Source organism: Vannielia litorea, assembly GCF_900142295.1.
Lineage (GTDB): Bacteria > Pseudomonadota > Alphaproteobacteria > Rhodobacterales > Rhodobacteraceae > Vannielia > Vannielia litorea.
In genome coordinates, this window is the sequence record NZ_FSRL01000001.1 from 3068448 (window position 1) to 3082543 (window position 14096).

The 14096-nt window shown below is 64.9% G+C and carries 12 protein-coding genes; 6 read left to right on the forward strand and 6 right to left on the reverse strand.

What is annotated here, in order from left to right; all coding sequences use genetic code 11:
- From BUR94_RS14995 to BUR94_RS15010, 4 genes are all read right to left on the reverse strand, one after another.
- Window positions 1-432, reverse strand: coding sequence for a YeeE/YedE family protein (locus tag BUR94_RS14995; RefSeq protein WP_074256995.1), 432 nt, complete (start codon window positions 430-432; stop codon window positions 1-3).
- Window positions 433-536: 104 nt separating this feature from the next.
- Window positions 537-2711: a hybrid sensor histidine kinase/response regulator gene (locus BUR94_RS15000; protein WP_245794485.1), complete on the reverse strand. Its 2175-nt coding sequence runs from the start codon at window positions 2709-2711 to the stop codon at window positions 537-539.
- Between the two features lie 3 nt (window positions 2712-2714).
- Complete coding sequence (locus BUR94_RS15005; protein WP_074256997.1) at window positions 2715-3887, reverse strand: FIST N-terminal domain-containing protein; 1173 nt, start codon at window positions 3885-3887, stop codon at window positions 2715-2717.
- 50 nt (window positions 3888-3937) lie between these two features.
- Window positions 3938-4633: a response regulator gene (locus BUR94_RS15010; RefSeq protein ID WP_084193058.1), complete on the reverse strand. Its 696-nt coding sequence runs from the start codon at window positions 4631-4633 to the stop codon at window positions 3938-3940.
- Window positions 4634-4813: 180 nt separating this feature from the next.
- Between BUR94_RS15010 and BUR94_RS15015 the strand changes: the two genes are divergently transcribed.
- The 6 genes from BUR94_RS15015 (at window position 4814) to BUR94_RS15040 (ending at window position 11488) form a co-directional block, all read left to right on the forward strand.
- Window positions 4814-5332: an SRPBCC family protein gene (locus BUR94_RS15015; protein ID WP_074256999.1), complete on the forward strand. Its 519-nt coding sequence runs from the start codon at window positions 4814-4816 to the stop codon at window positions 5330-5332.
- A 51-nt stretch (window positions 5333-5383) separates the two neighbouring features.
- Window positions 5384-5869, forward strand: a complete 486-nt coding sequence (locus BUR94_RS15020; protein WP_074257000.1) for a (2Fe-2S)-binding protein — start codon at window positions 5384-5386, stop codon at window positions 5867-5869.
- Between the two features lie 62 nt (window positions 5870-5931).
- Window positions 5932-8295, forward strand: coding sequence for a xanthine dehydrogenase family protein molybdopterin-binding subunit (locus tag BUR94_RS15025; RefSeq protein WP_074257001.1), 2364 nt, complete (start codon window positions 5932-5934; stop codon window positions 8293-8295).
- 11 nt (window positions 8296-8306) lie between these two features.
- Window positions 8307-9095 carry an FAD binding domain-containing protein gene (locus tag BUR94_RS15030; protein ID WP_074257002.1) on the forward strand — a complete coding sequence of 263 codons (789 nt, stop codon included), beginning with the start codon at window positions 8307-8309 and terminating at the stop codon, window positions 9093-9095.
- Window positions 9096-9262: 167 nt separating this feature from the next.
- The gene (locus tag BUR94_RS15035; protein WP_074257003.1) at window positions 9263-10297 is read left to right on the forward strand and encodes a TRAP transporter substrate-binding protein; all 1035 of its coding nucleotides are present in this window, start codon (window positions 9263-9265) and stop codon (window positions 10295-10297) included.
- Window positions 10298-10456: 159 nt separating this feature from the next.
- Entirely contained in the window at window positions 10457-11488 is a 1032-nt protein-coding gene (locus BUR94_RS15040; protein ID WP_074257004.1) for a TRAP transporter substrate-binding protein, read from the forward strand.
- 67 nt (window positions 11489-11555) lie between these two features.
- On the opposite strand, the gene BUR94_RS15045 is transcribed toward BUR94_RS15040, so the two are convergent.
- Both BUR94_RS15045 and tkt read right to left on the reverse strand, forming a co-directional pair.
- Complete coding sequence (locus BUR94_RS15045; RefSeq protein WP_074257005.1) at window positions 11556-11798, reverse strand: EF-hand domain-containing protein; 243 nt, start codon at window positions 11796-11798, stop codon at window positions 11556-11558.
- Between the two features lie 118 nt (window positions 11799-11916).
- Entirely contained in the window at window positions 11917-13908 is a 1992-nt protein-coding gene (gene tkt / locus BUR94_RS15050) for a transketolase (RefSeq protein WP_074257006.1), read from the reverse strand.
- Window positions 13909-14096 lie beyond the last annotated feature (188 nt).

Below are 14096 nucleotides of genomic sequence, written 5' to 3' on the forward strand. Positions count from 1 at the left end.
TCAGCCTCCGATCACGTGACGAATGACAAAAACGGTGACCGCCGTGCCCGCCATGAACGTGAGCGTGGCCACGATGGAGCGAGGCGAGAGCCGCGCCATGCCGCAAACCCCGTGACCCGAGGTGCATCCTGCGCCGTAGGTTACGCCCAGGCCCACGATCAGCCCGCCCAGCGCAAGGAGCGGCGTGGAGACAGGCACCTCGATCGTGGGCCAGTTGCCGGTGATGGCCATGTAGAGCGCAGGGCCCGAGACCATGCCGGCCAACAGGGCCGCGCGCCACGAGAACTCCGGGGAGCTGTCGGGCTGGATGAACCCGGCCAGGATGCCGGTGGCGCCGAAGATCCGGCCAAGGGTAGTCATCAGCATCACGGCAGCCAGGCCGATCAGCAGACCTCCACCAAGGGATGCAAGCGGTGTGAACTCTGTTTCCATAAGGCCGGTCTCTCCAAAGGGGCAGCCGCGCTTATGACTTGGGCAGCCGTTTCTGTTCGCTTCGGCTCTATATATTCAAATTATTGCATTTGACAAGAGCGCAGTCACAGCGCGGTCAGGAATGCCCCCAGACGGTCCTGGTCGATGGGCTTTCCCAACAGCTCCACCCCCAATGTGCAACATGTCTCTCGCAGGCTGCGGGAGCGATCGGCCGACAGGATGCGCGCAGGGATCGAGCCGAACCGCCCGGTGAGCAGCCCGAACAGCTCGGTACCGCTCATGCCACGCCCCAGTTGCTCGTCGAGCAGCAACGCATCGGGCCTCAGTTGAACCTCGGCGAGCAGATCGAGCGCCTCGGTTGCGTTGTGGGCGTGCAGCACATGCGCGCCCCAGCCCTCGATCATCTGACTGAGCGCCCGGGCCAGGGCGGTGTCGTTTTCGACCAGCAGAACCAGCGGGGACCGCGCCCGCAGATCGGGCTCGGCAGCGGGCTGACGCGCTTGCTGTGCGGCTGGGCGGGCGGCAATCGGCACGTTCAGCGAAAAGCAGCTGCCGATACCCGGCTGCGACCACAGCGAAAGCGGGTGCCCCAGACCGGTGCAGGCACGCTCGACGATGGCGAGGCCCAGCCCCAGCCCGTCGCCCCGAACTTCGAGCCGCTTGAACTCCTGGAAGATGAGCGCCTGGTCTTCCGGCGCGATGCCGCGCCCGCTGTCCCACACCTCGATGCGGGCAGACCCGCCATTGCGCCGAACCCCCAGCACCACCTTGCCGCGGTCGGTGTAGCAGATGGCATTCGAGAGAAGGTTCTGCACGATCCGGCGCAGGAAGGCCGGGTCGCTGCGCACCGTCAGCCCGGTATCCACGATCCGCAGGCCAAGCCCTTTTGCCCGGGCCATCGGCTCGAGCTGGTGTCTGAGCGGATCGAAGATCGCCTTGAGCGGCACGGACTGCACATCAAAACTGGCGCGTCCGAGGTCAAGCTTGGAGATGTCGAGCAGGGCGGTGATGATGTCTTCGACGTTTCCGAGCGCCTGCGCTGTCTTGTCGGCCAGTTCGGCTGGCCGACCCGGCCCGGCAACCTCGGACAGCGACGACAGAAAGAGCTTGGCAGCCGACAGCGGCTGCATCAGGTCGTGGCTTGCGGCCGCCACGAACCGCGACTTGGAGGTGTTGGCCCTCTCGGCCTCCTGCAAGGCCTCCTCCAGTTCCAGCGTCCGCTCCTCCACCCGCCGCTCCAAGAGCTCGTTGATCTCGTGAAGCGCCTGCGCGGCGTGTCGTTCTGGTGTGACATCACTGACCGACACCACGAATCCGCGATCCGGCATCTCCTGCGCGAAACCGTGCAGGATGCGCCCCTCATCGAGTGTCATCTCGAAGCTGAGCGGCAGGCGCCCGCCGCGCTGGTCGGCCCAGTCCCGCAGGGCCTGCACCTTGAGACCTTCGGCAAACACCGCACGCGAGCCGATCTGCTCCGCAATCTCCGAAAATGCCGTGCCCAAGGTGTCCTGCGGCAGCGTCATGTCGAAGAGCTCGCCCAGGCGGTCGTTCCACCCCGCGAGGCGGGCCTGCGCATCGAAGATGGCCACGCCTTGCGTCAGATGGTCGAGCGTGGCTTGCAGCATCTGTGCATGACCATGCTGCAGCCGCTCGCGCTCTCGCCGCTCGGCCCGGAAGATCGCGGTCACGTCGGTCTGGAGGATCACCGTGCCGCCCGACGCCGTTCGATGCTCCGAGACCTGCAGCCAGCGGTCCCGGCTGAGCGCCACGTTGAAGACCGAATGTGCGTCGCCATGCCGTCGCATCCGCCGCGCCACCCAATCGGCGGCCGCCTCGCCCGCGGGGAGCGAGAGATCTCGGCTGTCGGCCACCAGCTTGACGTATTCCGCAAAGGGCAGCCCTTCGACCAAGCGCGGCTTGATGTCGGTGAGCGCCTTGCAGAAGCGGCTGTTCGCCAGGACCAGCCGCTCGGAGGCGTCGAAGAGAGCGAAACCCTCCGCCACGGTCTCGATGGCATCGGCGAGGTTGGAGCGCGCCGCCTCCGCGGAGCGGTTGGCCCGGGCAAGCCGGGCGTTCGAATCCTGCAACAGGTCGAGGGCCCGCTCGAGCTGAACGGTTCGCTCGCGCACCTGCGCCTCCATCAGCGCGGCCCGCTCGAACTGGGCATAGGCCAGCCCGCTCTCGGCGTTCTTCTGCTCTACCCGGCGCATGAGCGACTGCACGATCCGCAACAGCTTTTCGTTCTGGCGCTCGAGGCTGTCCTCGGGATTGACCAGCATCACCTAGCCGCCCTCTTTCGGCGGATAGAAGGCAACGCCGGTTATGGTCTGGTTCACGTGCAGCGGGCCGATCTGCTCGCCATAGGTCGAGAATCCGACCACCCTGTGCCGGGCCAGGGTGTCGGAGAGCGCACGGACGGATTGCGCCTGTTCGGCTTCGATCCGGCGCAGGAGGCAATCGCACCCGAGGATCGCCAGCGGTTGCACCGGGTCTGCCAGCGCACTCAGCTCGGCATCGAGATGGGTGACCATATCCTGTTTCTCGGCCACCGTGAGCACCATCCCCTCGTCGATTGCCGAGAAAAACTGCAACTCGCCGTTGTCGGTAACCCGCTGTATCGCGCGCACGTGATGATCCGCACCAATCCGCACGACGACCGGATGTGCGGCGAAGGTGAATGTGTCCAGCTGCTCGGGATCCTTGCCGACGATCCGGGCATATTCTCGCGCCGCCGGCTCTGCATTGATCGACTTCACGATCCGCGCATTCGGATCTGCCTCTGTCACCACCATCCGGTCGTCTGTCGGCAGCAGGTGGTCGATCGAGAACACCTTGGTTGGCAGCGTCGTCCGCACAAGCGCCAGAACCGCTGCGTCCTGCGCCACCACGCCGTTCAAGGCAACACGGGTGCGGGCAAAATCCACGCCATCCCCCGCCGAGCCGCCAAACAACGGCACCCCGCCAAGGGCGGGTGAAAGGGCGGCGGTGAGGATGTCTTCCTTCAGCGAAAGCCCGTCGATCAGCAGAAAGGCAAAGCTGTGGGGTCGGTCTGGTGCCCGCTCTGCGAGCGAAAGCCGCTCGCGGACCAGCGTGTCACCGAAGGCCTGCGCATCGCGATCACCCAATTTGTCGATCATCAGCGCGGTTGCCGAAAAGGCGGTCTCGGGGAAGGCCACGGCAACCACGCGCCCCTCCACATAGCCCGCGCGGCCGATCTCTCCGGCCGTCGTGCACGCCATGACCTGCGCCGAACCGAAGCGTTGGGCGGCGGCTTCTGCAATTTCCGAGAAGCGGCAGTCCGGGCTGACAAAAAGGCAGACCAGCGCAAAGGGGCCCGGGCCCAGTTCTTCAGCGATCACCGCGAGCGCATCCGGGTCCGTGGCAAAGACTTCGGCCACTTGCGGGCCAAGCTCGATCAGGGCCGGGGACTCCGGGGCTAATGTAGCGGGTTTCACGCGTTCTCCTCCCACGTGCCCCCAGGTCCGTCGCCTCGGGGCGGATCAAGTTAGGAGGAGACCGGCGCGCTTGGCAATACGGTCGAGAACCGCGCCTGCCCTGCAACCAGCACCGCCTGCGTCCGGCTCTGCACGCCCAGCTTGCGCATGATCGCGGTCACATGCGCCTTCACGGTGGTTTCGGCAATCGCGAGGTCGAAGGCGATCTGCTTGTTGAGCTTGCCCTGGCAGATCAACTGAAGAATGCGCGACTGCTGGGCGGTGAGTGTCGATAGCCGTTCCACGGCGTCTTCCACCTCACCGTCATCGCCCGCCGCCACAAACCCTTCCGGCACGAAGGCTTCGCCTCGTGAAACGGCTGCCAGAGCCTCACGGAAAGTGCTGCGTGGACTGTGCTTTGGCACAAACCCGGCAGCACCGGCCTTCAGCGCGGCCGAGATCACCTGGTTCTCCGCCATCGAGGACACCACGATTACCGGCACACCCCGCGCACTGGCCTTGAGGCGGATAAGCCCGTCGAGCCCCGACACATCGGGCAGGTTCAGATCCAGCACCACGAGGTCGGGCAAATCGCCCTCCAGCATGGCTATGGCCCTCTCCAACCGGTCGCATGTGCGCACCTCCCTGAAGGCGGCCACCGTGGTCAGGGTCAGCTCCAGCGCATCGCAGAACAGCGGGTGATCATCGACCACCAGTGCCCAGCCCGTCAGCGCCCCCTTGTGAATACCGAGATCCATACGTTCCATGCGCCCAGCCTAGCCGGAGCATCTGCCTCGGTCACTTGCCAATTGGTCGGGGCCGGGTGAGTATCGCGGCAAGGCGCTGGACGCACGCGCAACAAGCCTTAGGTGCGGACCAAGCCTTTGGTCGAATAGGCGCAAGCCCGTGCGCTTCCTAGGGTCTTCAGCAATCGAGGGAGGTGATTCATGGAACTCAGCGACAGCCGCGTGATCAAGGCCGATCCGCAGACCGTCTGGAAGGGACTGCTCGACCCCGACGTTCTCAAGGCCTGCGTGCCTGGCTGCACCGAGATGTCCGGTTCACCCGAAGAAGGCTTCGAGGCGACCGTCGTCCAGAAAGTCGGGCCGGTGAAGGCCACCTTCAAGGGCGCCGTCACCCTCTCCGACATGAACGAGCCCAACAGCCTCACCATCAGTGGAGAGGGCAAAGGCGGAGCGGCCGGTTTTGCCAAGGGCGGCGCCGACGTGGCGCTGACGGCGGTGCCCGAGGGCACGAAGCTGTCCTACAACGTCGAGGCCAAGGTGGGGGGCAAGCTCGCGCAACTCGGCTCGCGCATCATTGACGGTTTCGCCAAGAAGATGGCCGATCAGTTCTTCGAGAACTTCCAACTCGCCATAGAAGGCCCGCCCGCCGGCGAGGAAGACCCGGCCGAAGGCGCAACAACGGACAAGAAAGGGTGGATCAAGCGCCTGACCGGCGGCTGACCCTCCCACCCCAGCACAAGAAGCCAGGATAACCACGAAGGGAGGATTTCAATGGCAACGGTAACCATGACGGTCAACGGGAAAGCCCGGACCGGCGAAGCGGAGGGGCGCACCCTCCTCGTTTCGTTTCTGCGAGAAGAACTGAAGCTCACCGGCACCCATGTCGGCTGCGACACCAGCCAATGCGGCGCCTGCGTGGTGCATGTAAACGGCGAGGCCGTGAAAGCCTGCACCATGTTCGCCCAGGAGGCCGATGGCGCCGAAGTGCGCACCATCGAGGGGATGGCCAACACCGACGGCTCGCTCGGCACCATTCAGCAGGCCTTCCAGGACTACCACGGCCTTCAGTGCGGCTTCTGCACCCCGGGCATGGTGATGTCCGCCGCTGCGCTGCTGAAGGACAACCCAAAGCCCTCCGAGCAGGAAATCCGCAACTACCTGCAGGGCAACATCTGCCGCTGCACCGGCTACCACAACATCGTCAAGGCGATCATGGCAGCCAGCGGACAGGACGTGACTGCGGTGGCTGCCGAGTAGGCCGGCCCCGACGATCAAGCTGTACGGTGGGCTGGGCCCACCATCCCAAGGGAGGAAATGAGATGCCCAAAGACGGTGGCATTGGCGCCAGCACCAAGCGGCGCGAAGACGTGCGGTTCTTGACCGGCAAAGGCAAGTATACCGACGATATCAACATCCACGGCCAGGCCCATGTGTACTTCCTGCGCTCCGACGTGGCGCACGGCAAGCTGAACGGCGTGGATACGAGCGCAGCCGAGGGGATGCCGGGCGTGATCCGCATCTTCACCGGCAAGGACTTCGAAGGCGTGGGTGGCCTGCCCTGCGGATGGCAGGTGACCGACCGCGAAGGCAACCCGATGCAGGAGCCGCCGCACCCGGTCCTGGCCCAAGGCAAGGTGCGCCACGTGGGCGACCCGATCGCCGCGGTGGTGGCCGAAACGCTGGAGCAGGCGCGTGATGCCGCCGAGGCCATCGAAGTCGACATCGAGGATCTCCCCGCCGTCATCGACATGAAGGCAGCGGTCACGGCCGACGCGCCCAAGGTGCATGACGACCTTACCTCGAACCTCTGTTACGACTGGGGTTTCGTCGAAGACAACCGGCAGGCCGTGGACGATGCGATCAAGAGCGCGCACCACGTGACCACGCTGGAGCTGGTCAACAACCGCCTCGTCGCCAACCCGATGGAGCCCCGCGTGGCCGTGGGCGACTACGACGACAGCACCGGCAACCACACGCTCTACACCACCTCGCAAAACCCGCACGTGATCCGCCTGCTGATGGGCGCCTTCGTGCTGGGCATTCCCGAGCACAAGCTCCGGGTGGTGGCGCCCGACGTCGGGGGCGGCTTCGGCTCCAAGATCTTCCACTACGCCGAAGAGGCCTTCTGCACCTTTGCGGCCAAGGCGGTGAACCGCCCGGTCAAATGGACCTCCTCGCGCTCCGAGGCCTTCATCACCGACGCGCATGGCCGCGACCACGTGACGAAGATCGAACTGGCGCTGGACGCCGAGGGCAATTTCACGGCACTTCGCACCGAGACCTACGCGAACATGGGGGCCTATCTCTCCACCTTCGCGCCCTCGGTGCCCACTTGGCTCCACGGCACGCTGATGGCCGGCAACTACAAGACGCCGCTGATCTACGTGAACGTGAAGGCGGTGTTCACCAATACCGTGCCGGTCGATGCCTATCGCGGCGCCGGACGGCCCGAGGCGACCTATCAGCTCGAGCGCGTGATCGACAAGGCCGCCCGCGAGATCGGGATGGATCCGGTCGAGCTGCGCCGCAAGAACTTCGTCACCCAGTTCCCCTATGCCACCCCCGTGGCGGTGGAATACGACACCGGCGACTACAACGCGACGATGGACCGCCTCGTTGAGATGGCCGACTTCGCCGGCTTCGAGGCGCGCGCCGCCGAGAGCAAGGCACGCGGCAAACTGCGCGGGCTGGGCGTGAACAGCTACATCGAGGCCTGCGGCATCGCGCCCTCCAACCTCGTCGGTCAGCTGGGCGCGCGGGCGGGCCTCTACGAGAGCGCCACGGTGCGGGTCAACGCGACCGGCTCGATCTCGGTGATGACCGGCTCGCACTCCCACGGCCAGGGCCACGAAACAGCCTTCCCGCAGGTGGTGGCCGACATGCTGGGGATCGACGCTAGCCAGATCGAGATCGTCCACGGCGACACCGCCAACACCCCGATGGGCATGGGCACCTACGGCTCCCGTTCCCTCGCGGTGGGCGGCTCGGCGATGGTGCGCGCGACCGAGAAGATCATCAAGAAGTGCAAGAAGATCGCGGCACATCTGATGGAAGCCTCGGAAGGTGACATCGAGCTGAAAGACGGCAAGTTCAGCGTGGCAGGCACCGACAAGTCGGTCGCCTGGGGCGACGTGACCCTCGCCGCCTATGTGCCCCACAACTATCCGCTCGAAGAGATCGAGCCGGGGCTCGAGGAAACCGCCTTCTACGATCCCTCCAACTTTACCTACCCCGCCGGCGCCTATGCCTGCGAGGTCGAGGTGGATCCGGAGACCGGCAAGGTCGAAGTACTCGCCTTCTCCGCAGCGGATGACTTCGGCAACGTCGTCAACCCGATGATCGTCGAGGGCCAGGTGCACGGCGGTCTGGCCCAGGGTATCGGCCAGGCACTGCTCGAGAACTGCGTCTACGACAGCGACGGCCAGCTGTTGAGCGGGTCCTACATGGACTACGCGATGCCGCGCGCCGCAGATCTGCCGAGCTTCAAGGTGGATCACTCCTGCCAGACGCCCTGCACACACAACCCGCTCGGGGTAAAGGGCTGCGGCGAGGCCGGGGCCATCGGCTCGCCGCCTGCGCTGGTGAACGCAGTGATCGACGCGCTCCAGCGCGGAGGCAAGGACGTGAAACACATCGACATGCCGCTCTCGCCCGCCCGGGTGTGGGCCGCGATGAACGGCTGAGGAGAGAGACGATGTACAGCTTCGATTTCGAGAAACCCTCCACCATCGACGAGGCCGTCGCGGCCCTGTCGAGCGAAGGCGCACAGGCACTCGGCGGCGGGCAGACGCTCATCCCGACCCTCAAGCAGCGTCTCAACGCGCCCGACAAGCTGGTTTCGCTGACGGGCATCGCCGAGATGAAAGGCGTCAGCCAGGACGGCAGCACCCTGAAGATCGGCGGCGGCACAACCCACGGGACCATCGCGAAGGAGGCCAGATCCTCCTTCCCCGGCCTCGCGGGCCAAGCCTCGCTCATCGGCGACCCTGCGGTGCGCAACCGAGGCACCATCGGCGGCAGCCTGGCCAACAACGACCCGGCGGCCTGCTACCCCTCGGCGGCGCTGGCCACCGGCGCGACGATCCGCACCAACAACCGCTCGATCGCTGCAGATGACTTCTTCCAGGGCCTGTTCACTACGGCTCTGGAGGAGGGTGAGATCATCGTGGGTGTCGACTTTCCGATCCCGCAGGCCTCGAACTACCAGAAGTTCGAGCAGCCGGCCTCGCGCTTTCCGCTCGTGGGCGTGTTCGTCGCCAAGTATGGCGACCGCGTGGGCGTGGGCGTGACCGGGGCGGGCGAGGATGGCGCCTTCCGCTGGGCCGAGGCGGAGGAGGCACTCTCGGGCACCTTCTCGGCCGACGCGCTCTCCGGCATCACGCACCCCGCGGATGGCCTGATCAACGACCTGCATGGCACCGCGGCATATCGGGCCCATCTGATCGGCGTGCTCACCAAGCGCGCAGTTGCCGCTGCAAACTGACCTGACGGCACCAGTAACCATGAAACGCCCCGCCCCGCCGGCGGGGCGTTTCTTATTGAGACCTCAAGCAAATTTCTATTAACGCGGCACATAATCACATGGCCCGTCATCGGCCTGTGTGCCACGATCCCCGCCGAACCACGTTTTCATGTTTCTGGGAGGATCAAATGAAAACCCGTCGACACTTTCTCAATATCGCGGGGGCTGCTGCCCTCGTGGCCACCGGCTTCACCGCTCAGGCGCAGGCGCAGGAAAACCTGAACCTGCACCAGATGCTGCCCCCGCAGGCCGCCGTGCCTTCGCAGATCCTCGAGCCGTGGATGGCCAAGGTTGCCGAAGAATCGAATGGCACGCTGACGATCAAGCACTTCCCCTCCATGCAGCTTGGCGGCACGCCGCCCGAGCTGATGGACCAGGCCAAGGACGGCGTCGCCGATATCGTCTGGACCGTGATCGGCTACACCCCCGGCCGCTTCCCCCGGACCGAGGTGTTCGAACTTCCCTTCATGGCCACCACCGCCGAGGCGACTTCGATGGCCTTCTGGGACATGTTCGAAGAGCACATGAAGGACACCGAGTTTGCCGACCTGCATATCATCGGCACCTGGGTTCATGGCCCGGGCCTGTTCCACACCAAGGACCCGGTCGAAAGCCCCGAAGACCTGCAGGGCATGAAGATCCGTGGCGGCTCACGTCTCGTGACCAACCTCGTCGAAAAGCTGGGCGCCACGGCCGTCGGCATGCCGGTTCCGGCAGTGTCGGAGGCGCTTTCCAAGGGCGTGATCGACGGCACCACCATCCCCTGGGAGGTGACCACCGCCGTCAAGTCCTCCGAGCTGGTGACCAATCACACCGAGTTCACCGGCAACGCGCTCTACGTGCTGGGCTTCGTGCTCGCGATGAACAAGGACAAGTACGAGAGCCTGCCCGCCGACGCCAAGGCCGCACTCGATGCCAACTCCGGCGCGTCCTTCTCGGCCTGGGCCGGCAAGATGATGGATGAACTCGATGCGCCGGGCCTCCAGATCGCCGAGGACCTTGGCAACAACATCATCACCATCGACGCCGAAGGCACCGAGGAGTGGAAGGAACTGGCCCAGCCCATCTACGACGAGTGGGTCGCAGACATGAACTCCAAGGGCATCGACGGCCAGGCCCTGATCGACGAGGCCCGCGCCAAGATCGCCGAATACTCCAAGTAATCGCGCCTAAATCCCATGTGAACGCCCCGCCATCGTGCGGGGCGTTTGCTTTGCAACGATCGCTCGGATCATCGGCGATTCTTCTGGATCGGCAGTGCGATATACGGCAAAGTCGGCACTATAATGCAAAATTATCGCACCAACGGGAGGAAACAAGGGATGGATCGCAGAACAATACTTGGCGCATTGAGCGGGATCGCGCTCGCTACATTCGGCGCGACCGGCGCACTGGCGCAGGAGGTCACGCTCCGTCTGCACCAGTTCCTGCCGCCGCAGGCCAACGTGCCCAAGCTGGTGCTCGACAAATGGGCAGCCGACGTGATGGAGCAGTCCGGCGGACGCATCAAGGTGGAGCACTACCCCTCCATGCAGCTTGGCGGCACTCCGCCCGAGCTGATGGACCAGGCCAAGGATGGCGTGGCCGATATCGTCTGGACGGTGGTCGGCTACACCCCTGGCCGCTTCCCTCGCACCGAGGTCTTCGAGTTGCCCTTCATGGTGACGACGGCCAAGGCCGCGAGTCGCGCCTACTGGGAGATGTTCGAAGAGCACATGAAGGACACCGAGTTCGCCGATCTGCACATTCTCGGCACCTGGGTGCACGGGCCAGGCCTGTTTCACACCAAGGACCCCGTTGAAGAGCCGGGCGACCTCGAGGGCATGAAGATCCGTGGCGGGTCTCGCACCGTCAACATCCTGCTGGAGCGCCTCGGTGCCACACCGGTTGGTCTGCCGGTACCCGCCGTCTCGGAGGCGCTCTCCAAGGGCGTGATCGACGGCACGACGATCCCCTGGGAGGTGACCGCCTCGCTCAAGGTGGCCGAACTGGTGCAGAACCACACCGAGTTCAAGGACGTGTCCCTCTACACGCTCACCTTTGTCCTGGCGATGAACAAGGCCAAGTACGAGAGCCTGCCCGATGACCTTAAGCAGGTGATCGACGACAATTCCGGCCTCGAGTTCTCGATGTTCGCCGGCGACACCATGGAGGCATCCGACGCCCCCTCGCGTCAGATCGCCGAGGACCTCGGCAACACCATCATAACCCTCGACGAGGAGGCCACAGCCGAGTGGCGCGCGCTGGCAGAACCGATCTACGAAGAATGGATTGCGGAAATGAACGCCAAGGGCATCGACGGCCAAGCCCTGATCGACGAGGCCCGCGCAAAGATCGCCGAATACACCGAGTGATCTGAGAGCGCAAAAAAGCAAGGGCCGCGGCGCAAGCGTCGCGGCCCTTTTTCGTTACCTCAGCAGGTCAGTCGCCGATCGACTCCAGCGTACCTGCATCCATCGCGGCAACCAGCTCCTCATCGCTGAGAAGACCGTCACCGTCGGTATCCAGAGCGCCGAACTGCTCTTCGGTGAAACCTTCGTAAACGGTGGCCATCTCGTCGAACGAGGCCATGCTGTCGCCGTCGGTGTCGATCATCTCGACTTCGGCAAGGGCGGGAAGGGCCGCAAAGGCGGCGAGAAGAGCGCCAAATGCCACTCGTCTCATGTGCATCTCCATATCTGCAAGCAGCAGCCCCAATGGCCGCTGCGGCGCGGACTTTGCCAGAAATTCCGGCACGCGCCAGAGGGAGAATCGAGCACATCCTCGTGATCGGCGGAGGGCTTCAGAGGCTCAGTCTGACTGCCTCTGCCACGGCCTCCGGCGTTATGCCGAAGTGGCTGAAAACATCGGCATAATCGCCCGAGGCTCCAAAGCCGTCCATGCCGACGAAAGCTCCCTCGGCTCCAATGTAACGGTCCCAGCCGAAGCGCACGGCAGCCTCCACGGCCACGCGGGGAGCCTCGCCCAATACCTCATCCCGATAGGCGCGCGGCTGCGCTTCGAAGAGCTCCCAGCAAGGCATGGATACAACCGCCGTCGCGATGCCATCTTCGGCCAGGATTTCTCGTGCCTTCAGTGCCACAGCCACTTCCGAGCCGGTGGCAAGGATGGTTGCCTGCCGCGCGCCTTCCGCCTCGGCCAGCACGTAGGCGCCTTTCGCCGAACGGTTCTCCGTCCCGGTATCCTGGCGCACCACGGCCAGCGGCTGCCGTGAACAGATGATCGACGTCGGTCCGGTGCGGTGCGTCAGGCCAAGCTCCCAGGCCTCGGCCATCTCCACGGAATCCGCGGGCCGAATCGTCCACATGTGAGGGTAGGCCCGCAGCGAGGCGAGGTATTCCACCGGCTGGTGTGTCGGGCCGTTCTTGCCGATGCCGATCGAATCGTGGCTGAACACGAACAGTCCCGGAATACGCATCAGGGCTGCCATGCGCAGGGTGTGGCGCATGTAGTCGGAGAAAACGAGGAAGGTCGTGCCCATCGCGACGATGCCGCCGTGCACGGTCATCCCGTTCATCATCGCCCCCATTGCATGCTCACGCACGCCGTAGTGAATGTAGCGACCGGACCGATCGGAGGCGGTGAAAGGCCTGAGTTGGCGCTTGTGCTGTGTAGCGGCCTCCAGGTCCGGCGCGCCGGAAATCAGCTCGGGGATCACCTCAGCGAGCGCGGCCACCATCTCACCGGAGGCCTTGATGCCAGGCATGTCGCCCGCCTGGGCCAGCTGGGTCTTCTTCGCCGTCAGACCATCGGTCCACCCTTGCGGCAGGTCGCCGGCCATAAGCCTGTCCCACTCGGCGCGCTGTTGGGCCGGCAGGGCATCGAGCCGTTCCTGCCAAGCCTCACGCGCGTGCGCGCCACGTGCCCCGGCCTCGCGCCAGGCCGCCTCGATCTCGGCCGGAAGCTCGAATGGCGCATGGGACCATCCGAGATTGGCCCGCGCCGCATCGGTATCCTCGGTGGTGATCTTGCCACCATGCGCCGCACGATCGTTCTGAATCCGCGGGACGCCGAAACCGATCAACGTGCGGCACGCAATCATGCTCGGGCGGTCATCGGTCTTGGCCCGCGCGATGGCCTCGGCCACAGCTTCGGGATCATGGCCATCGACCCGTTGAACGTGCCATCCGTTGTTCTCGAACCGAACGCACTGGTCCTCGGAAACCGCCTGATCCGTGGGGCCGTCATCGGTCATCTGGTTGTCGTCCCAAAGGAAGACGAGTTTGCCGAGCTTGAGGTGACCCGCAAGCGCGATGACTTCCGCCGCAATCCCCTCCATGAGGCAGCCATCGCCCGTGTAGGCGTAGGTGTAGTGGTCGACGATCCCGTCACCGAACCTCGCGTTCAGGATGCGCTCGGCAACCGCCATCCCCACGGCGTTTGCGATGCCCTGTCCCAGCGGCCCGGTCGTCGTTTCGATGCCGGCTTCCGGGTCATACTCCGGGTGACCGGCCGTGTGGGAGCCAAGCACGCGGAAGTTCTTCACCTGCTCGATGTCGATCTTTTCGTAGCCACAAAGGCAGAGCAGCGAATAGAGAAGCATCGACCCGTGGCCCGCGGAATGCACGAAACGGTCGCGGTCCGGCCAGGTCGGGTTGGCGGCATCGAACTTCAGGTGCCGGGCGAAGAGCGCAGTGGCGATATCGGCCCCGCCCAACGGCGTGCCCGGGTGCCCGTCAGCGGCCCGTACGATCGCATCCATCGACAGGAACCGGATGGCATGGGCCATGCGGCGCATGTCTATCGTGGTCTCGTTCCTGATCTGAACATTCATGGCCCTGCTCCTCCCCTTTGGGCGGGCCCGCAACCCGCGTCCGTTCGTAGCGCCTTGATCCGGCCTCGGCAAATTCGAAAACTTTATGATCTTGTTAGTAAAACTTCACTTGCAAGTGTGTCGGGTGGCAAGGCCCCGCGCAGGGGGAAGCCAATGCAAAGCGGGGATGCAAGCCGCTGCTCACATCC